The sequence below is a fragment of the Nocardioides okcheonensis genome (assembly GCF_020991065.1).
GTDB lineage: Bacteria > Actinomycetota > Actinomycetes > Propionibacteriales > Nocardioidaceae > Nocardioides > Nocardioides okcheonensis.
This window is the reverse complement of the sequence record NZ_CP087710.1, coordinates 3,300,034-3,318,399: the sequence shown is the minus strand read 5'-3', so window position 1 is coordinate 3,318,399 and position 18,366 is coordinate 3,300,034. Positions and strand designations below refer to the sequence as shown.

Annotated in this window: 17 protein-coding genes; all 17 read right to left on the bottom strand. The window is 71.3% G+C overall.

Translation table 11 applies throughout. The features are described from left to right. Positions 1–8 precede the first annotated feature (8 nt). Positions 9–1,007 (bottom strand): polyprenyl synthetase family protein, encoded by a 999-nt coding sequence (locus tag LN652_RS16225; RefSeq protein ID WP_230441639.1) that lies wholly within the window; start codon positions 1,005–1,007, stop codon positions 9–11. Continuing rightward, on the bottom strand, positions 1,004–2,593 hold the full coding sequence (gene nuoN, locus LN652_RS16220; RefSeq protein ID WP_230444763.1) for an NADH-quinone oxidoreductase subunit NuoN: 1,590 nt from the start codon (positions 2,591–2,593) through the stop codon (positions 1,004–1,006). Before nuoN ends, LN652_RS16225 begins: the two co-directional genes overlap by 4 nt. After that, positions 2,593–4,077 (bottom strand): NADH-quinone oxidoreductase subunit M, encoded by a 1,485-nt coding sequence (locus tag LN652_RS16215; protein WP_230441638.1) that lies wholly within the window; start codon positions 4,075–4,077, stop codon positions 2,593–2,595. The genes nuoN and LN652_RS16215 overlap by 1 nt, the downstream gene beginning before the upstream one ends. Continuing rightward, positions 4,077–5,987 (bottom strand): NADH-quinone oxidoreductase subunit L, encoded by a 1,911-nt coding sequence (gene nuoL / locus LN652_RS16210; protein WP_230444762.1) that lies wholly within the window; start codon positions 5,985–5,987, stop codon positions 4,077–4,079. The genes LN652_RS16215 and nuoL overlap by 1 nt, the downstream gene beginning before the upstream one ends. 94 nt (positions 5,988–6,081) lie before the next feature. Next, positions 6,082–6,375 (bottom strand): NADH-quinone oxidoreductase subunit NuoK, encoded by a 294-nt coding sequence (nuoK, locus tag LN652_RS16205; protein ID WP_056907095.1) that lies wholly within the window; start codon positions 6,373–6,375, stop codon positions 6,082–6,084. Next, positions 6,372–7,184, bottom strand: coding sequence for an NADH-quinone oxidoreductase subunit J (locus tag LN652_RS16200; RefSeq protein WP_230441637.1), 813 nt, complete (start codon positions 7,182–7,184; stop codon positions 6,372–6,374). Before LN652_RS16200 ends, nuoK begins: the two co-directional genes overlap by 4 nt. Further along, positions 7,181–7,738, bottom strand: a complete 558-nt coding sequence (gene nuoI / locus LN652_RS16195) for an NADH-quinone oxidoreductase subunit NuoI (RefSeq protein WP_230441636.1) — start codon at positions 7,736–7,738, stop codon at positions 7,181–7,183. Before nuoI ends, LN652_RS16200 begins: the two co-directional genes overlap by 4 nt. Beyond that, on the bottom strand, positions 7,731–9,062 hold the full coding sequence (gene nuoH, locus LN652_RS16190) for an NADH-quinone oxidoreductase subunit NuoH (protein WP_407941508.1): 1,332 nt from the start codon (positions 9,060–9,062) through the stop codon (positions 7,731–7,733). The genes nuoI and nuoH overlap by 8 nt, the downstream gene beginning before the upstream one ends. Further along, positions 9,062–11,485 (bottom strand): NADH-quinone oxidoreductase subunit G, encoded by a 2,424-nt coding sequence (locus LN652_RS16185; RefSeq protein ID WP_230441634.1) that lies wholly within the window; start codon positions 11,483–11,485, stop codon positions 9,062–9,064. The genes nuoH and LN652_RS16185 overlap by 1 nt, the downstream gene beginning before the upstream one ends. Continuing rightward, positions 11,482–12,801, bottom strand: a complete 1,320-nt coding sequence (gene nuoF, locus LN652_RS16180) for an NADH-quinone oxidoreductase subunit NuoF (protein ID WP_230441633.1) — start codon at positions 12,799–12,801, stop codon at positions 11,482–11,484. The genes LN652_RS16185 and nuoF overlap by 4 nt, the downstream gene beginning before the upstream one ends. Next, positions 12,798–13,454, bottom strand: a complete 657-nt coding sequence (gene nuoE, locus LN652_RS16175; protein ID WP_230441632.1) for an NADH-quinone oxidoreductase subunit NuoE — start codon at positions 13,452–13,454, stop codon at positions 12,798–12,800. Before nuoE ends, nuoF begins: the two co-directional genes overlap by 4 nt. After that, on the bottom strand, positions 13,451–14,791 hold the full coding sequence (locus LN652_RS16170; RefSeq protein WP_230441631.1) for an NADH-quinone oxidoreductase subunit D: 1,341 nt from the start codon (positions 14,789–14,791) through the stop codon (positions 13,451–13,453). The genes nuoE and LN652_RS16170 overlap by 4 nt, the downstream gene beginning before the upstream one ends. Position 14,792: 1 nt before the next feature. Continuing rightward, on the bottom strand, positions 14,793–15,599 hold the full coding sequence (locus LN652_RS16165) for an NADH-quinone oxidoreductase subunit C (RefSeq protein WP_268932191.1): 807 nt from the start codon (positions 15,597–15,599) through the stop codon (positions 14,793–14,795). Continuing rightward, a complete protein-coding gene (locus LN652_RS16160; protein ID WP_230441630.1) occupies positions 15,596–16,150 on the bottom strand; it encodes a NuoB/complex I 20 kDa subunit family protein in 555 nt (184 codons plus the stop codon). The genes LN652_RS16165 and LN652_RS16160 overlap by 4 nt, the downstream gene beginning before the upstream one ends. 10 nt (positions 16,151–16,160) lie before the next feature. Next, positions 16,161–16,520 carry an NADH-quinone oxidoreductase subunit A gene (locus LN652_RS16155; RefSeq protein WP_121141932.1) on the bottom strand — a complete coding sequence of 120 codons (360 nt, stop codon included), beginning with the start codon at positions 16,518–16,520 and terminating at the stop codon, positions 16,161–16,163. Positions 16,521–16,690: 170 nt separating this feature from the next. Then, on the bottom strand, positions 16,691–17,581 hold the full coding sequence (locus LN652_RS16150; protein ID WP_230441629.1) for a hypothetical protein: 891 nt from the start codon (positions 17,579–17,581) through the stop codon (positions 16,691–16,693). A gap of 14 nt (positions 17,582–17,595) precedes the next feature. After that, a complete protein-coding gene (locus LN652_RS16145) occupies positions 17,596–18,285 on the bottom strand; it encodes a demethylmenaquinone methyltransferase (protein ID WP_230441628.1) in 690 nt (229 codons plus the stop codon). Positions 18,286–18,366 lie beyond the last annotated feature (81 nt).

The window sequence follows — 18,366 nt, the reverse complement described above, 5'->3', positions numbered from 1 at the left end:
GCGGTGCGTCAGGCCGAGCGGGTCGCCACGACGTCGGCGAACGACTCCAGCGCGGTGCGCACCGGGCCCGGGTCGAGGACCTCGAGCAGCTTCTTGGCCTGGGCGGCCTGGCCGAGGACGTGCTCGCGCGCCCGGTCCATCGCGGGGTGCGCCCGCAGCAGCGACAGCGCCTCGGCGTGCTCGGCGTCGTCGGTCAGCGGGCGGCCGAGCAGCTCGAGCAGCCGCGCGTCGGCCGGGTCGCTGGAGGCCTGGGCCATCAGGACGGGGAGCGTGGGGACGCCCTCGCGCAGGTCGGTGCCCGGCGTCTTGCCCGACGTCTCGGACTCCGAGGCGATGTCGAGGATGTCGTCGGAGAGCTGGAACGCCGAGCCGACGATCTCGCCGTAGGCCGCGAGCGCCTCGACCACCTCGGGGCGGGCCCCGGCGAACATCGCGCCGTAGCGGGCCGAGGTGGCGATCAGCGACCCCGTCTTGCCGGCGACGACGTCGAGGTAGTGCTCCAGCGGGTCCTCGCCCGGGCCGGGCTTCACGGTCTCCTGGATCTGCCCCTCGACCAGGCGGGTGAAGGTGCGCGCCTGGATCCGTACGGCCTCGGGGCCGAGGTCGGCGGTGAGCTCGGACGAGCGGCCGAACAGGAAGTCGCCGGTGAGGATCGCGACCAGGTTGTCCCAGCGCGCGTTGGCCGTGTCGGCGCCGCGGCGCAGGTCGGCCTCGTCCATCACGTCGTCGTGGTAGAGCGACGCCACGTGGGTGAGCTCGACGACGCACGCGGCGGTCTCGACCTCGGTGGCCTCCGGGTGCGGACCGGTCTCCGCGGCGAGCAGCACCAGCAACGGCCGGAACCGCTTGCCGCCGGCCATCATCAGGTGCGTGGCGGCCTCGGTGACGTAGGGCGTACGCCCCTGGCAGTGCCGGGCGAGCTGCTCGTCGATGCGGGCCAGCCGGTCGACGAGCCGCTGCTCGAGAGCCGCGTCGACGACGGGGAGGGCGAGGGACGAGTCGGTCACCTGATGAATTCTCCCGCAACCGCGGCCAGGTCGAGCACCGGGCCCGGCAGGACGCCCAGGACGAGGGTCACCGCGGCACCGACGGCGATCGTGGTCGCGGTGAGGACGGACGGGTACGCCACGGTCGGGCCGTCGCCGACGGGCTTGTCGAAGTACATGACCTTGATGACCCGGACGTAGAGGAAGACCGCGATGATGCTGGCCAGGATCGCCGCCACCACCACCGGCCAGGCCCCGGCCGCGAGCGCCACCGAGAAGACCGCCAGCTTGCCGACGAAGCCCGCCGTCAGCGGGATGCCGGCGAGGGCGAGCAGGAAGAACGCGAAGACCGCCGCGACGACCGGCGACTCCTTGCCGAGCCCGGCCCAGCGGTCGAGGGCCGTGGTCTCGCCGCCGCCGTCCCGCACCAGGCTCACGACCGCGAACGCGCCGATCGTGGCGAAGCCGTAGGTCGCGAGGTAGAACAGCACCGCCTGCAGCGAGGTGATCTCCCCGTCGGCGAGCTGCGCCGAGCCCTGCAGGCCGACCACGCCGACGAGGATGAAGCCGGTGTGGGCCACCGACGAGTACGCCAGCAGCCGCTTGATGTCGGTCTGCGTGGTGGCCAGGATCGCGCCGACGAACATCGACAGGATCGCGACGACCCACATCATCGGCTGCCACGACCACCGGTCGGCGCCGAGCGCGACGTAGAACAGGCGCAGCAGCGCGCCGAAGGCCGCGACCTTGGTGCCGGCGGCCATGAACGCCACCACCGGGGTGGGCGCCCCCTGGTAGACGTCGGGGGTCCAGGCCTGGAACGGGACCGCACCGACCTTGAAGAGCAGGCCGACCGACAGCAGGCCGGTGCCGATCAGCAGCAGCGCCGAGCTGCCGACGTCGTTGCGCACGGCCTCGTTGATCGCGCTGAAGTCGAGCGAGCCGGCGTAGCCGTAGATCAGCGCCGCGCCGTAGAGGAAGAAGCCGGACGAGAACGCGCCGAGCAGGAAGTACTTCAGCGCCGCCTCCTGGCTCAGCAGGCGGCGACGGCGCGCCAGGCCGCTGAGCAGGTAGAGCGGGAGGCTGAGCACCTCGAGGCCGACGAACATGGTGAGCAGGTCGTTGGAGGCCGGGAACAGCATCATCCCGAAGACCGCGAACATCATCAGCGGGTAGACCTCGGTGTGCTCGCGCTGGGCGGCGATCGCGGCGGTCTCCGCGTCGGTGCCGGGGACCGTGGCGGCCTGGCCGGCGAAGGCCGAGACGCCGCCGTCGAGGTGGCGCTCGGCGAACAGCAGCACGCCGCCGATGGCGAGCGCGAGGACCAGCCCCCAGAGGAACAGGCTCGGCCCGTCGACGGCGATGGTGCCGCCGACCGCGAGGATGCCGCGCGCGGCGCCGTCCTCGTAGGACTTCACGTCGCCGGCGACCAGCACCACGCCCACGAGGGCGACGACGAGGGCGACCAGCGACAGCGCGACCTGGGCGGGATACCGGGCGGCGCGCGGCGCGAACGCCTCGACCACGACCCCGAGGCACGCCGCACCGAAGACGACGAGCAGGGGCAGGAGCTCGAAGTACTCGACGCTGGGCTTCACGAACTCGATCACTGCTGACCACCCTCCTGGCCGAGGCCCACGCTCACGAGCGAGTCGTGGACGTAGGGGTTGATGACGTCGAGCAGCGGCATCGGGTAGAAGCCGAACAGCACGAGCGCGAGCACCAGCGGCGCCACGATCCCGACCTCACGCCGGTCGAGGTCGACGACCGGCGCCACGTCGACGCGGTCGGGGCCGGTCATCGTGCGCTGGTACATCCAGAGCGCGTAGATGGCGGCGAGCACGATCGCGAGGACCGCCACCGAGCCGACCAGCCAGTGGTGGTCGAAGGCGGCGATGATCACCATCATCTCGGAGACGAACGGCGACAGGCCCGGCAGGCCGCAGGCCGCGAGGCCGGCGATGAGGAACGCGCCCGCGAGCTTGGGCGCGTGCTTCTCCACGCCGCCCATCTCGCGGATCGAGGCCGTGCCGGTGCGGTGGATGAGGAACCCGGCGACCAGGAACATCAGCGCGGTGGCGATGCCGTGGTTGACCATGTAGAGGATCGCGCCGGCCCCGCCGGTGGCGCTGAAGACGAAGATGCCCAGCACGATGAAGCCGAAGTGCGACAGCGAGGTCAGGCCGATCAGGCGCAGGACGTCGTCCTGGCCGATCGCGAGCAGCGCGCCGTAGACGATCGAGATGAGCGCCAGCACCACGACCAGCGGCGTCGCCCACTGCGAGGCGTCGGGCAGCAGCCCGAGGCAGTAGCGCAGCATGCCGAAGGTGCCGATCTTGTCGAGCACGCAGACCAGCAGCACCGAGGTGCTCGGGGTCGCCTTCTCGGAGGTGTCGGCCAGCCAGGTGTGGAAGGGGAACACCGGCGCCTTGATCGCGAAGGCGATGAAGAAGCCGACGAACAGCCAGCGCTGGGTGGTCGGGTCGATGTCGAGCGCCGCGAGGTCGGAGAGCAGGAAGCTGGGGGCTCCCGCGTCGGCCGAGACGACGTAGAGCCCGATGACCGACGCGAGCAGCACGAGGCCGCCGGCGAGCTGGTAGATCAGGAACTTCGTGGCAGCGCGGCCGCGACCCTCGCGGCCGAAGCCGCCGATGAGGAAGTACGCCGGGATCAGCGTGGCCTCGAAGACCACGTAGAACAGCAGCACGTCGGTCGCGGTGTAGACCGCCAGCGACATCGCCTCGAGCGCCAGGACCCAGGCGAAGTACGACTTGGCGCCGTTGTTGCCGGGCTCCTCGCTCTCGCGCCAGGAGGCGAGCATCACCGGCGGCACGATGGCGACGGTGAGCAGGACCATCAGCAGGCCGAGGCCGTCGACGCCGAGGGCGTAGTGGACGCCGAGCGCCCCGATCCACTCGTGGGTCTCGGTGAGCTGCATGCCGGCGCCGACGTCGTAGCGGCTGGCGACGACGAGGCCGTAGACCAGCGCGGCCAGCGCGAAGCCCAGGCCGATGGTGCGCGCGAGGGCGTGGGGCGCGAGCGCGACCACGAGCGCGCCGACCAGCGGCAGCAGGACGAGAACTGTGAGCATCATCCGAGGTTCACCGCCAGGAGAGCGAGGACGACCAGCAGGGCGCCACCGAGGAGGGACAGGGCGTAGGAGCGGACGAAGCCGTTCTGGACGCGACGCAGCGTCCGGGAGATGCCACCGACCGCGGCGGCTCCGCCCATGACGGCACCGTCGACCCCGCCGCGGTCGACGCGCAGCAGGCCGGCGACCAGCGAGGATCCGGGTCGCACCACCACCGCGTCGTTGATCGCGTCGCCGTAGAGGTCGGCGCGGGCCGCGCGGGTCGCGAAGGAGACCTCGGTCGGCGCGGTGCGCGGGACGTCGCGCTTGCCGACGAGGAACCAGGCGGTCGCGACCCCGGCCGCGACGACCGCGGTGATGATCAGCGTGATCACCAGCGCAGGCAGCGGCGGCTCGTGGTGCTCGACGGTGCCGGTGACCGGCTCGAGCCAGGTCTTGATCCAGTCGCCGAGCAGCAGCACGCCGCCCAGGACCGACAGCGCGGCCAGCACGATGAGCGGGAACGTCATCACCTTGGGCGACTCGTGCGGGTGGACGTTCTTCTCCCAGCGCTTCTCGCCGAAGAAGGTCAGCAGCATCAGCCGCGTCATGTAGAACGCGGTGATGCCGGCGCCGACGAGGGCGAGGATGCCGACGAGCAGGTTGTCGGCCAGCGCGGTCTCGATGATCCGGTCCTTGGACCAGAAGCCGGAGAACCCGGGGAAGCCGATGATCGCGAGGTAGCCCATCGCGAAGGTCAGGAAGGTGACCGGCATCGCCGAGCGCAGCGCACCGTAGTGGCGCATGTCGACGTCGTCGTCCATCCCGTGCATGACCGAGCCGGCGCCCAGGAACATGTTGGCCTTGAAGAAGCCGTGGGTCAGCAGGTGGAAGATGGCGTACGGGTAGCCGGCGGGGCCGAGGCCGGCGGCGAGCATCATGTAGCCGATCTGGCTCATCGTCGATCCGGCGAGCGCCTTCTTGATGTCGTCCTTGGCGCAGCCGAGGATCGCGCCCCACAGCAGCGTGACGGTGGCGACCACCACGACCGCGGTCTGCGCGACCGGGGTGAGCTCGTAGATGAAGTTGGCGCGGACCACGAGGTAGACGCCCGCGGTGACCATGGTCGCGGCGTGGATGAGCGCCGACACCGGGGTCGGGCCCTCCATCGCGTCGAGCAGCCACGACTGCAGCGGGACCTGGGCGGACTTGCCGCAGGCGCCGAGGAGGAGCAGCAGGCCGAGCGCGTTGAGCGTCGCCTGGTCGGCCTCGCCGGCGAGCTCGCTGACCGCACCGAAGTCGGTGGTGCCGAAGGTGGCGAACATCAGCGCGATCGCCAGCGTCAGGCCGATGTCGCCGACGCGGTTGATGACGAACGCCTTCTTCGCGGCGGCGGCCGCCGACGGCTTGTGCTGCCAGAACCCGATGAGGAGGTACGACGCGAGGCCCACGCCCTCCCACCCGAGGAACAGGCCCACGAAGTTCGCCGACAGGATCAGCGTCAGCATCGCCGCGACGAAGAGGTTGAGGTAGCCGAAGAACCGGCGGCGGCGCGGGTCGTGCGCCATGTAGCCGATCGCGTAGACGTGGATCAGCGAGCCAACGCCGGTGATCAGCAGCAGGAACAGCGCCGCCAGCGGGTCGTAGAGCAGGTCCATGCCGACGCGCAGCGAGCCGGTCTCGAACCAGGTCCACAGCTGCTGGCCGACCTGGCGCTCCTCGGCGTCGCGGCCCAGCAGCGTGAGGAACAGCGTGAGGCTGAGCACGAAGGAGAGCGCGGCCAGGGCGGTGCCGAGGAGGTGGCCGTGCTTGTCGACCGCGGCGCGCAGCGACGCCGGCAGGAACGGGGCGACGCCGAGCAGCACCACCGCGCCGAGCAGCGGCAGGGCGATGACCAGCCAGAGCAGGTCGAACACGCCGCCGCTGCCCATGTCGGGCGCGACCACAGGGGCGTGCGCGCCCTCGTCGGCCAGGGGCAGGCCGGTGAGGAGCACCGGGTGGGACAACAGGTTCACGAGCGCTCCCTCAGTACTTCAGCAGGCTGGCGTCGTCGACCGAGGCCGAACGTCGGGTGCGGAAGATGGTCATGATGATCGCGAGGCCGATCACGACCTCGGCGGCTGCCACGACCATCACGAAGAAGGCGGTGATCTGGCCGTCGAGGTTGCCGTGCTGGCGGGCGAAGGCGACGAACGCGAGGTTGCACGCGTTGAGCATCAGCTCGACGCACATGAACACCACGATGGCGTTGCGGCGGGTGAGCACCCCCACGCAGCCGATCGTGAAGAGGATCGCGGAGAGAACGACGTACTGGGTCACTTCACGTCCTCCGTCGTGCTCGCGGGAGCGCCGTCCTTGCCGGACGTCTCGGGCGCGGTGCCGGGGTCGCCGATCTGGCGGCGCACCTCGTCGATGTCGTCGGCGAGCGCCGGGGCGGAGCGGACCGTGCCGCGGGCGGCGAGCACGCGCGACACCGACGACTCGGCGGCGGTCCCGTCGGGCAGCAGGGCGGGCGTGTCGACCGCGTTGTGGCGGGCGTAGACACCCGGCGAGGGCAGCGGGCCGGGGTGCTTGCCGTGCTCGGCGTAGTCGCGGATGCGCTGCGCGGCGAGCTCGGCCTGCGTCGCCTTCGGGGTGAGCCGCTCGCGGTGGGCGAGCACCATCGCGCCGAGCGCGGCGGTGATCAGCAGCGCGCTGGTGGCCTCGAAGGCGAAGACGTAGCGCGAGAACAGGATGTTGGCGATCGCCGGCACGTTGCCGCCGGTGTTGGCCTCGTCGAGGCCGACGGCCGTGCCGAGGGCGACCTGGCCGATCCCGATGACCAGCACGGCCCCGAAGACCAGGCCGAGCAGCACCGCCATCACCCGCTGGCCGCGGATGGTCTCCACGACCGAGTCGGAGGCGTCGACGCCGATCAGCATCATCACGAAGAGGAACAGCATGAGGATGGCGCCGGTGTAGACGATGATCTGGACCGCGAAGAGGAACGGCGCGTCCAGGACGGCGTAGAGGAACGCCAGGCTGATCATGACCACGGCCAGGAGCAGCGCGGCGTGGACGGCCTTGCGGACGAACAGGATGCCGAGCGCCGCCGCGACCATGATCGGGGCAAGGATCCAGAAGGTCATCGAGTCGTCCCCCTGTAGTAGTCGCCCTCGTCGTCGCCGAGGCGCATCGGGTGCGGCGGCTGCTCCATGCCCGGCAGCAGCGGGGCGAGCAGGTCGGACTTCTCGTAGATCAGGTCGGCGCGGTTGTCGTCGGCCAGCTCGTACTCGTTGGTCATCGTCAGCGCGCGCGTCGGGCACGCCTCGATGCACAGCCCGCACAGGATGCAGCGCAGGTAGTTGATCTGGTAGACGCGGCCGTAGCGCTCGCCGGGGCTGAACCGCTGGCTGTTGCCGTCGGCGTCGGGGGCGTCGCTGTTGGAGGCACCCTCGACGTAGATCGCGTCGGCCGGGCAGGCCCAGGCGCACAGCTCGCAGCCGATGCACTTCTCCAGCCCGTCGGGCCACCGGTTGAGCTGGTGGCGCCCGTGGAACCGCGGCGCGGTCGGCATCTTCTCGAAGGGGTACTGCTCGGTGACGACCTTCTTGAACATCGTCCGGAAGGTGACGCCGAAGCCGGCGATCGGGTCCCAGAGGGACTCCTTGACGCCCTTCGAGGGCTGGTTCGGGTCACTCATGGTTCTCCTCCGCTGCTGCGGTGACGGTGGTGCGACCGGTGGTGAACGTCAGCGGGGCGGCGCCACCGCGCACGGCTCCGCCGGCGGGCATCGGCGGCACCGGGAAGCCGCCGGCGAACGCGTCGTGCGGCTGCTCGGGCTCGGCGACCGGGGCGGGCTCGTCCTTGCCGTCGCCGAGGAACATCAGCCCGACGGTGAGCACGAGCAGCACGGCGATCGCGGCGACGAGGTAGGTGCGGTTGATGTTGCCCTCGAGCGAGATCACCCGGATGGTCGCGACCGCGACGATCCACGCCAGCGACACCGGGATCAGCACCTTCCAGCCCAGCGCCATGAACTGGTCGTAGCGCATGCGCGGCAGCGAGCCGCGCAGCCAGACGAAGAGGAAGACGAAGCAGAAGACCTTGCCGAAGAACCACAGCAGCGGCCAGTAGCCGGAGTTGGCGCCGTCCCAGATGTTCTCGATGCCCCAGGGGGCGGCCCAGCCGCCGAGGAAGAGCGTCGTGGCGATCGCGGACACGGTGGCGAGGTTGATGTACTCGGCGAGGAAGAACAGCGCGAACTTGAGGCTGCTGTACTCGGTGTGGAAGCCGCCGACCAGCTCGCCCTCGGCCTCCGGGAGGTCGAACGGCGCGCGGTTGGTCTCGCCGACCATCGCGATCATGTAGATGACGAACGACGGCAGCAGGATCAGGCCGAACCACAGCCGGTCCTGCGCGGCCACGATCTCGGAGGTCGACATCGAGCCGGCGTAGAGGAAGACCGCGACGAGCGCGAGGCCCATCGCGACCTCGTAGGAGATCATCTGGGCGCTCGAGCGCAGGCCGCCGAGCAGCGAGTACGTCGAGCCGGACGACCAGCCGCCGAGCACTATGCCGTAGATGCCGATCGAGGCGATGGCGAGCACGAAGAGCACCGCCACCGGCATGTCGGTGAGCTGCAGCGGGGTGCGGTGGCCGAAGAAGTTGACCTCGGGCCCGAACGGGATCACCGCCCAGGTCACGAACGCCGGGACGGTCGCGATCACCGGGGCGATCAGGAAGACGACCTTGTCGGCCGCCTTGGGGACGATGTCCTCCTTCAGCGCCAGCTTGACGCCGTCGGCGAGCGACTGCAGCAGGCCGAACGGGCCGTGCACGTTGGGGCCGACGCGGTGCTGCATCCGGGCCACGACCCGGCGCTCGAACCAGATGTTGAACAGCGTCAGCAGCACGAGGATCACGAAGATGAAGACCGCCTTGAGCGCGATCACCCACCACGGGTCCTGGCCGAACTGGCCCAGCTCCGCGTCGGGGAGGTCGGCCGCGAGGGGCAGGATGCTCATCATGAGGAGGCTCCCTTCAAGGTGACCGTGCTGCCGGGTGAGGCGAGGTCGGCCAGCACGCCGCGTCCGAAGGACCGGGCCGGGACCCAGACGACCTCGTCGGGCAGGTCCGCGACCTCGACGGGCAGCGTGACGCTGCCGCGGTCGCCGGTCAACGTGGCCGACTGCGGGCCCGCGCTGGCGTCGTCGACCAGGCCGAACAGCGCGTCGTACGCCGCCTGGTTGACCCGGGCGACCGGGCGACGGGCGGTGGCGCGCAGGTGCTGCTCGCCGTCCTGCATCGAGCCGAGGTCGACCAGCTGCTTCCAGGTGGCGAGGGCGAAGCCGCCCGCGCGCGCCTTGGGGGCGCGCGGTGCCTTGCCGGCGTCGACCGCGGGACGGGCGCCGTCCCAGGGACCGAGCGCCTCCATCTCGGCGCGCGCCTCCGCGACGGTGCGGAAGCCGAGCGCCCGGCCGGTGCCGAGCGCCTCGAGCTCCTCGGAGATGCCGGCGAGCACCCGCAGGTCGGGCAGCGACGCCGGGTTGCTGAAGACGGCGTCGAACGACCGGGCCCGACCGTCCCAGGTCACGAACGTGCCGGCCTTGTCGGTCACCGGTGCGACGGGGAGCACCACGTCGGCGACGCGGGTCACGTCGCTCTCGCGCAGCTCGAGGCTCACCACGAAGCCGGCGGCGTCGAGCGCGGCGCGGAAGGCGGCCGGGTCGGCGGTGTCGTCGGGGTCGACGCCCGCGACGACCACTCCGCCGAGGTCGCCCTTGGCGAGCGCGGCGACGATCGCGTTGCCGTCGCGACCGGCCTTGGCGGGCAGGTCCACGCCCCACGCGGCGCCGACGTCGACACGGGCCGACGCCTCCGCGACCGGGCGACCGCCCGGGAGGAGGGTGGGCAGCGCGCCGGCCTCGACGGCACCGCGGTCACCGGCGCGCCGGGGCACCCACGCGAGGCGGGCACCGGTCGTGGCGGCCAGCGCGGCCGCGGCCGAGAGCGCACCGTGGGTGGCGGCGAGCCGCTCACCGACGAGGATCACCGCGTCCCGGGTGACGCCGTGCTCGGCGTCCTTGAGCGACTCGATCGCCTCGACCTCGGCGCCGGGGGCGGCGGGGACCAGGCGGCCCTTCATCTTGCGCAGCCCGCGCGAGGTCCACGGCGCGACCGAGACGACCTGCGTACGACCCTTGCGGGCCGCCTTGCGCAGCCGCAGGAAGATCGTCGCCGCCTCGTCCTCGGGCTCGAGGCCGAGCAGCACGACGACGGGAGCCGCCTCGAGGTCGGCGTAGGTGACGTCGCCGGACAGGGCGACGTGGGCGGCGAGGAAGCTGGCCTCCTCGGCGCTGTGCGGGCGGGCGCGGAAGTCGATGTCGTGGGTGCCGAGCGAGACCCGCGCGAACTTGGCGTAGGCGTAGGCGTCCTCGGCGGTCAGGCGACCGCCGGTGAGGACCGCGGACGCTCCCGCGTCGCGCAGGCCGCGGGCGGCGACCGCGAAGGCCTCGGGCCACGACGCCGGGCGGAGCACGCCGTCCTCGCGGACCTGCGGGTAGGTGATCCGGTCCTCGACCTGGGCGTAGCGGAACGCGAAGCGGTCCTTGTCGCTGATCCACTCCTCGTTGACCTCGGGGTCGTTGCCGGAGAGCCGGCGCATCACCTTGCCGCGCCGGTGGTCGACGCGGATCGCGGCGCCGCAGGCGTCGTGCTCGGCCACGGCGGGCGTGGAGACGAGGTCGAAGGGGCGCGAGCGGAAGCGGTAGTCGGCGGAGGTGAGCGCGCCGACCGGGCAGATCTGGATGGCGTTGCCGGAGAAGTAGCTCTGGTAGGGCTCGCGCTCGTAGATCGCGACCTGCTGGAGCGCCCCGCGCTCGGCGAGCGCGATGAACGGGTCGCCGGCGACCTGCTCGGAGAAGCGGGTGCAGCGCGCGCACAGCACGCAGCGCTCGCGGTCGAGCAGGACCTGCGCGGAGATGTTGATCGGCTTGGGGAAGGTCCGCTTCACGCCGCCGTTCTCGGCGAACCGGCTCTCGCCGCGGCCGTTGCTCATCGCCTGGTTCTGCAGGGGGCACTCGCCGCCCTTGTCGCAGACCGGGCAGTCGAGCGGGTGGTTGATCAGCAGGAACTCCATGACGCCCTGCTGGGCCTTGTCGGCCACCTCGCTGGTCGCCTGGGTGTTGACCACCATGCCGTCGGCGACCGGCAGCGTGCAGGAGGCCTGCGGCTTCGGGAAGCCGCGACCGTTGCCGGCGTCGGGGATGTCGACCAGGCACTGGCGGCAGGCGCCGACCGGGTCGAGGAGCGGGTGGTCGCAGAAGCGCGGGATCTGCACCCCGACCTGCTCGGCGGCGCGGATGACCAGGGTGTCCTTCGGGACGCTGACCTGGACGCCGTCGATGGTCAGGGTGACCAGGTCCGTCTTCTCCGGGGTGGTCGTCATGCGTCTGCTCCCACGGGGGTGCTGGTCGGGAAGACGGTCGAGGCGGCCGGGTCGAACGGGCAGCCGCCGTGGGTCAGGTGCGCGAGGTACTCGTCGCGGAAGTGCTGGATCGAGCTCGAGATCGGGCTCGTCGCGCCGTCGCCGAGCGCGCAGAACGAGCGGCCCAGGATGTTGTCGCACTGGTCGAGCAGCAGGTCGAGGTCCTCCTCGCTCCCCTGCCCCTTCTCCAGGCGCGCCAGGGTCTGGGTGAGCCACCACGTGCCCTCGCGGCACGGGGTGCACTTGCCGCAGGACTCGTGCTTGTAGAACTCGGTCCAGCGCAGCACGGCGCGCACCACGCACGTGGTCTCGTCGAACAGCTGCAGGGCGCGGGTGCCGAGCATGGAGCCGGCAGCACCGACGGACTCGAAGTCGAGCGGGACGTCGAGGTGCTCGGGCGTCAGCAGCGGGGTGCTGGAGCCGCCGGGCGTCCAGAACTTCAGCTCGTGGCCCTCGCGCATGCCGCCGGCCAGGTCGATCAGCTGGCGCAGCGTGATGCCGAGCGGCGCCTCGTACTGGCCCGGGTTGGCGACGTGGCCGGACAGGCTGAAGATGCCGTGGCCCTGCGACTTCTCGGTGCCCATCGAGGCGAACCAGTCGGCGCCGCGGGTGACGATCGCCGGGACGGACGCGATCGACTCGACGTTGTTGATGACCGTCGGGCTGGCGTAGAGGCCGGCGACGGCCGGGAACGGCGGGCGCAGCCGCGGCTGGCCGCGGCGGCCCTCGAGGCCCTCGAGCAATGCGGTCTCCTCGCCGCAGATGTACGCGCCGGCGCCGGCGTGGACGATCAGGTCGAGGTCGTAGCCCGAGCCGTGGATGTTCTTGCCCAGGTGGCCCGCGAGGTAGGCCTCCTGCACCGCACGCTGGAGGCGGCGGATGACGTGGAGCACCTCGCCGCGGACGTAGATGAACGCGGTGTGGGCGCGGATCGCGTAGGAGCTGACGATGACGCCCTCGACCAGCGTGTGCGGCGTGGCCATCATGAGCGGGATGTCCTTGCAGGTCCCCGGCTCGGACTCGTCGGCGTTGACGACGAGGTACTTCGGGCGGGGGTTGTCCTGGGGGATGAAGCCCCACTTCATGCCGGTCGGGAAGCCGGCGCCGCCGCGACCGCGCAGGCCGGAGGCCTTGACGGTGTCGATGACCTCGTCGGGCGTCATCGCGAACGCCTTGTCGAGGGCGGCGTAGCCCCCGCGCTCCTCGTAGGCGGCCAGCGTCCAGGAGCGCTCGGCGTCCCAGTCGTCGGTGAGGACCGGAGTCAGGGTGTCGGTCACTTGCTCTCCCCCTTGTCGGACGGGGCCGTCCAGCCCCTCTCCCGGGCGATCTTCAGGCCCACCAGCGAGGCGGGACCGGCGGAGGGGCCCTCGTCCGCGCGGTCGTCGGGGAAGCCGGCGAGCACGCGCTCGGCCTCGCGCCAGGTGCACAGCCGCGGTCCGCGGGTGGAGTGGACCTCCTTGCCCGCGCGCAGGTCGTCGACGACCTGGACGGCCGACTCGGGGGTCTGGTTGTCCATGAACTCCCAGTTGACCATCATCACCGGGGCGTAGTCGCACGCCGCGTTGCACTCGAGGTGCTCGAGGGTGATCGTGCCGTCCTCGGTGGTCTCGTCGTTGCCGACGTCGAGGTGCTCCTTGAGCCGCTCGAAGATGAGGTCGCCGCCGAGCACCGCGCACAGCGTGTTGGTGCAGACGCCGACGTGGTAGTCGCCGACCGGCTTGCGCTTGTACATCGTGTAGAAGGTCGCGACTCCGTTGACCTCGGCGGCGCTGATCCCGAGGATCTCGGCGCAGGCCTCGATGCCCTCCGGCGTCACCTTGCCCTCGACCGACTGCACGAGGTGCAGCATCGGGAGCAGACCGGAGCGCGCCTCGGGGTAGCGGGCCGCGACCTCGCGCAGCTCGGCCCAGGTCTTCTGGTCCAGGGTCATCGGTCGACGCCTCCCATGACGGGGTCGATGGAGGCGATCGCGACGATGACGTCGGCGACCATGCCGCCCTCGCTCATCACGCTCGTCGCCTGCAGGTTGGTGAAGGACGGGTCGCGGAAGTGGGCGCGGAACGGGCGGGTGCCGCCGTCGGAGACCACGTGGGCCCCCAGCTCGCCGCGGGGCGACTCGATCGGGACGTAGGCCTGGCCGGCCGGGACCCGGAAGCCCTCGGTCACCAGCTTGAAGTGGTGGATCAGCGCCTCCATGGACTCGCCCATGATGTGGCGGATGTGGTCCAGGCTGTTGCCCATGCCGTCGCTGCCGATGGCGAGCTGGCTGGGCCAGGCGATCTTCTTGTCGCCGACCATGACCGGCGCGCCCTCGAGCCCGGCGAGCCGGTCTGCCGCCTGCTCGACGATCTTCAGCGACTCCCACATCTCGTTGAGCCGGATCCGGAACCGGCCGTAGGAGTCGCAGGTGTCCCAGGTCTGGACCTCGAAGTCGTAGTCCTCGTAGCCGCAGTAGGGCTGGGTCTTGCGCAGGTCCCAGGCGTAGCCGGTGGAGCGCAGCACCGGACCGGTGATGCCCAGCGCGAGGCAGCCGGCGAGGTCGAGGTGGCCGACCCCGTCGAGGCGCCCCTTGAAGATCGGGTTGGCGTTGCAGAGCGCGGCGTACTCGGGCAGCCGCTTCTTCATCAGGGCGATGAAGTCACGGATCTCGTCGAGGGCACCGGGCGGGAGGTCCTGGGCGACGCCGCCGGGGCGGATGAACGCGTGGTTCATCCGCAGGCCGGTGATCAGCTCGAAGAGGTCGAGCACGAGCTCGCGCTCGCGGAACCCGATGGTCATGACCGTCAGGGCGCCGATCTCCATGCCGCCGGTCGCGATGGCGACGAGGTGGGACGACATCCGGTTGAGCTCCATCAGGAGCACCCGCATGACCTGCGCCTTCTCGGGGACGTCGTCCTCGATGTCGAGCAGGCGCTCCACGCCGAGCACGTAGGCGGCCTCGTTGTAGAACGGCGAGAGGTAGTCCATCCGGGTGCAGAAGGTGGTGCCCTGCACCCAGGAGCGGTACTCCATGTTCTTCTCGATGCCGGTGTGGAGGTAGCCGATGCCGCAGCGGGCCTCGGTCACGGTCTCGCCCTCGAGCTCGAGGATCAGCCGCAGCACGCCGTGGGTCGAGGGGTGCTGCGGACCCATGTTGACCACGACCCGCTCCTCGGCGGACTCGCCGATGCTCTGCGTGACCGAGTCCCAGTCCTGGCCCGTGACGGTGAACACCTTGCCCTGGCTGGTGTCGCCGGGGGCCGCGTAGAAGTCCTGTTCGGTGGTCATGTCAGTTGTAGCTCCTGCGCTGGTCCGGCGGCGGGATGCTGCCGCCCTTGTACTCCACGGGGATGCCGCCGAGCGGGTAGTCCTTGCGCTGCGGGTGGCCCGGCCAGTCGTCCGGCATGAGCACCCGGGTCAGAGCGGGGTGGCCGTCGAAGACCAGCCCGAACATGTCGTACGTCTCCCGCTCGTGCCAGTCGAGGGTGGGGTAGATGCTCACCAGGCTGGGCACGTGCGGGTCGGAGTCCGGCGCGCTGACCTCGACGCGGATCCGCCGGTTGTGGGTCATCGACGTCAGGTGGTAGACGGCGTGGAGCTCGCGGCCCGTGTCGTCCGGGTAGTGCACGCCGCTGACACCCGAGCAGAGCTCGAAGCGCAGCGCCTCGTCGTCGCGGAGCATCTGCGCGACGAACGGCAGGTCCTCGCGACGGACGTGGAAGGTGATCTCGCCGCGGTGGACCACGACGGACTCGATGGCGGTGGTCAGGTCGGTCGCGCCCAGCCGCGCCTCCAGCGCGTCCGCGACCTCGTCGAACCAGCCGCCGTAGGGACGCTGGGTCGGCGCCGGGAACACCGTCGCGCTGACCAGGCCGCCGTAGCCGGACGTGTCGCCCGAGCCCTTGACGCCGAACATGCCGCGGCGCTCGCCGACGGCCCGCACCTCGCCGGTGGGGGCGGGGACGTTCTCCGGCGACTGCTCCGGAGCGGGCTGCTCGACGCCGCTGCCGGTGCCGGTCTCGGCCTTGGCCTTCTCGAGGTTGCGCTCCTCGGCAGGGCGGGCCGACTCGTTCCGGTCACTCTTGTCGTCGCTCACCGCAGCAGGCCCTTCATCTCCGAGGTCGGGAGCGCGCGCAGCGCGGCGGTCTCGAGCTCCGCGATCTCGTTGGTGCGGTTGACGCCCAGCTTGGTGGACTGGACCTGGTCGTGGAGCTTGAGGATGGCGTCGATGAGCATCTCCGGGCGCGGCGGGCAGCCGGGAAGGTACATGTCGACGGGCACGACGTGGTCGACGCCCTGGACGATCGCGTAGTTGTTGAACATGCCGCCCGACGAGGCACACACGCCCATCGCCAGCACCCACTTGGGCTCGGGCATCTGGTCGTAGATCTGGCGCAGGACCGGGGCCATCTTCTGGCTCACCCGGCCGGCCACGATCATCAGGTCGGCCTGGCGCGGGCTGGCGCGGAAGACCTCCATGCCGAAGCGGGCGAGGTCGTACTTCGGTCCGCCGGTCGTCATCATCTCGATGGCGCAGCAGGCCAGGCCGAACGTCGCGGGCCAGAACGAGGCCTTGCGCATGTAGCCGGCGACCCCCTCGACGGTGGTCAGCAGGACGCCGGACGGCAGCTTCTCTTCGAGTCCCATGGGTGCTTCCTCAGTCCCAGTCGAGGCCGCCGCGGCGCCAGACGTAGGCGTACGCGACGAAGACAGTGGCGATGAACAGGACCATCTCGACCAGTCCGAACAGGCGCATCGCGTCGAAGTGGACGGCCCACGGGTAGAGGAAGATGATCTCGATGTCGAAGACGATGAAGAGCATCGCGGTGATGAAGTACTTCACCGGGAACCGGCCACCGCCCACGGGCTGCGGCGTCGGCTCGATGCCGCACTCGTAGGAGTCGAGCTTCGCCCGGTTGTAGCGCTTGGGTCCGGTGAAGGCGCTGATGACGACGGAGAAGACCGCGAACCCCGTCGCGATGAGTGCCAGCGCCAGGATCGGCGTGTAGAGCTGCATCGCTTCCCTTCCGGTGCCTGCGCCCATGACCGGGTGGACATGTGACCTTGTGAATGTCTTCACGAGTGGCGCGTGCCACAGTCTAGGACTCCGGTGCGGCGTGCGTCACGTCGGGGTGGTGACCTGGCTCACGTGTCCTGACCTGCGGATTTAGACAAGAGTGACGTGTGTTAATTCGCCAGCAGGGCGCTGCGCGAGGCGTCGGTGACGACCACCGACGGCAGCGGCAGCACTCCCCCGCCCGGCCGGTGCGCCACGACGAGGTCGCCGCGCCCGCGCAGCGCCACCACCGGCCCCACCGGGACCGTGGCCTCACCCTGCTCGCTGCGCACCAGCAGCTCGGTCCCCCGCCACTCGGCCTCGACGGGGATGCCCGGCGGGAACGCGCGGTCGAACTCGCGGCGGCTCGCCGACGCCTGCACGAGCAGCCCGCCCACGTGCGCGACGAGCACGGTCGCGGCCACCGCCCACGCGCCCAGGAGCGCCATCGCGACGACCGCCAGCCCGGCCGTCCACGAGTCGACGTCGCGCCAGAGCCGACGGGCGACGATCCGGGCGGCCGCACGACGCCCGAGGCCGGGCGGGACGACGACCACGCCGGGGCCCTCCGGCGTCGGCGCCGGCACGCCCGCACGGCTGCGGAGCAGGTGGACGTCCGCGTGCTCGGGCAGGAGGTGCGAGTGGTCCCGGCCGAGGTCGATCCGGACCATCGCGCCCTCCCGCCGCACGCCGGTGACCTGCGGCAGCGCGATCGCACCCTGGACCTGGGTCAGGCGGTGCGGGCCGACGACGGTCTCCACGACCGAGCCGACCGGGTGGAGGGCGCGCAGCTGGCGGCGCAGCTGGACGACCTGGACGACGACGAGCACGACCACGAGCAGCGCCGAGAGGACGGCGCCCCGGTCGAGGGCCACTCCGGTGCCGACCCCGGCCACCGCAGCCGGCACCGCCCACCACGCCATGTCTCGGACGAGGCACCGCGTGCACTGCGACACCAGCGCCCGCTGGTCGTCGGCCGTCAGCTCGTGCGTGGTGCGGACGACTCCCCCGGCGTCGGTCATCCCCGTGGCCCCTCTCAGGCGGTGGCGCGGTGCAGGGCGACGATGCCGCCCGTCAGGTTGCGCCACTCTGGCGCCTGCCAGCCCGCCTCGGCAAGCATCGCGGCCAGGCCGGCCTGGTCGGGCCAGGCGCGGATCGACTCGGCCAGGTAGACGTAGGCGTCGCTCGCCGAGGCGGTGACCGACGCGATCGCCGGCAGCGCGCGCATGAAGCCGTCCATGTAGAGGCTGCGGAACGCCCCGTTGGTCGGGGTGCTGAACTCGCAGACGACGAGCCGCCCCCCGGGTCGCGTGACCCGGCGCATCTCGCGCAGCCCCTTCACCGGGTCGACGAAGTTGCGCAGGCCGTAGGAGATCGTCACCGCGTCGAAGGTGTCGTCGAGGAACGGGAGCCGCGTGCCGTCGCCGGCGACGAACGGCAGCGAGGGCCGGTCCTTCTTCCCCTGCTGCAGCATCCCGACGGAGAAGTCGCACGGCACGGCGGTGGCGCCGACCGCGTGGAACGGCTCGCTGGAGCAGCCGGTGCCGGCTGCGAGGTCGAGGACCAGGTCGCCGCGACGGGCACCGACCGCCGCCACCATCGAGCGACGCCAGCTGCGCTGGATGCCGGCGGTCATCAGGTCGTTGGTGAGGTCGTAGCGCCTGGCCACGGTGTCGAACATGCGTCGGACGTCGGTCGGTTGCTTGTCCAGGTCAGCGCGGGCCACGCGCCGAGCGTAGGCGTCCCGTCCCAGCGGCACGCAACCTGGGGGCGCGGTGGGACGTCCCTACACTCGAGGGCCGCCGGC

Bases quoted from the DNA above. Each gene is read 5' to 3' on its own strand.
- LN652_RS16215 (WP_230441638.1), bottom strand. From the start codon at position 4,077: ATGCTCACAGTTCTCGTCCTGCTGCCGCTGGTCGGCGCGCTCGTGGTC.
- nuoL (WP_230444762.1), bottom strand. From the start codon at position 5,987: ATGGGCAGCGGCGGCGTGTTCGACCTGCTCTGGCTGGTCATCGCCCTG.
- LN652_RS16200 (WP_230441637.1), bottom strand. From the start codon at position 7,184: ATGACCTTCTGGATCCTTGCCCCGATCATGGTCGCGGCGGCGCTCGGC.
- nuoI (WP_230441636.1), bottom strand. From the start codon at position 7,738: ATGAGTGACCCGAACCAGCCCTCGAAGGGCGTCAAGGAGTCCCTCTGG.
- nuoH (WP_407941508.1), bottom strand. From the start codon at position 9,062: ATGAGCATCCTGCCCCTCGCGGCCGACCTCCCCGACGCGGAGCTGGGC.
- LN652_RS16185 (WP_230441634.1), bottom strand. From the start codon at position 11,485: ATGACGACCACCCCGGAGAAGACGGACCTGGTCACCCTGACCATCGAC.
- nuoE (WP_230441632.1), bottom strand. From the start codon at position 13,454: ATGACCCTGGACCAGAAGACCTGGGCCGAGCTGCGCGAGGTCGCGGCC.
- LN652_RS16170 (WP_230441631.1), bottom strand. From the start codon at position 14,791: ATGACCACCGAACAGGACTTCTACGCGGCCCCCGGCGACACCAGCCAG.
- LN652_RS16160 (WP_230441630.1), bottom strand. From the start codon at position 16,150: ATGGGACTCGAAGAGAAGCTGCCGTCCGGCGTCCTGCTGACCACCGTC.
- LN652_RS16155 (WP_121141932.1), bottom strand. From the start codon at position 16,520: ATGCAGCTCTACACGCCGATCCTGGCGCTGGCACTCATCGCGACGGGG.
- LN652_RS16150 (WP_230441629.1), bottom strand. From the start codon at position 17,581: ATGACCGACGCCGGGGGAGTCGTCCGCACCACGCACGAGCTGACGGCC.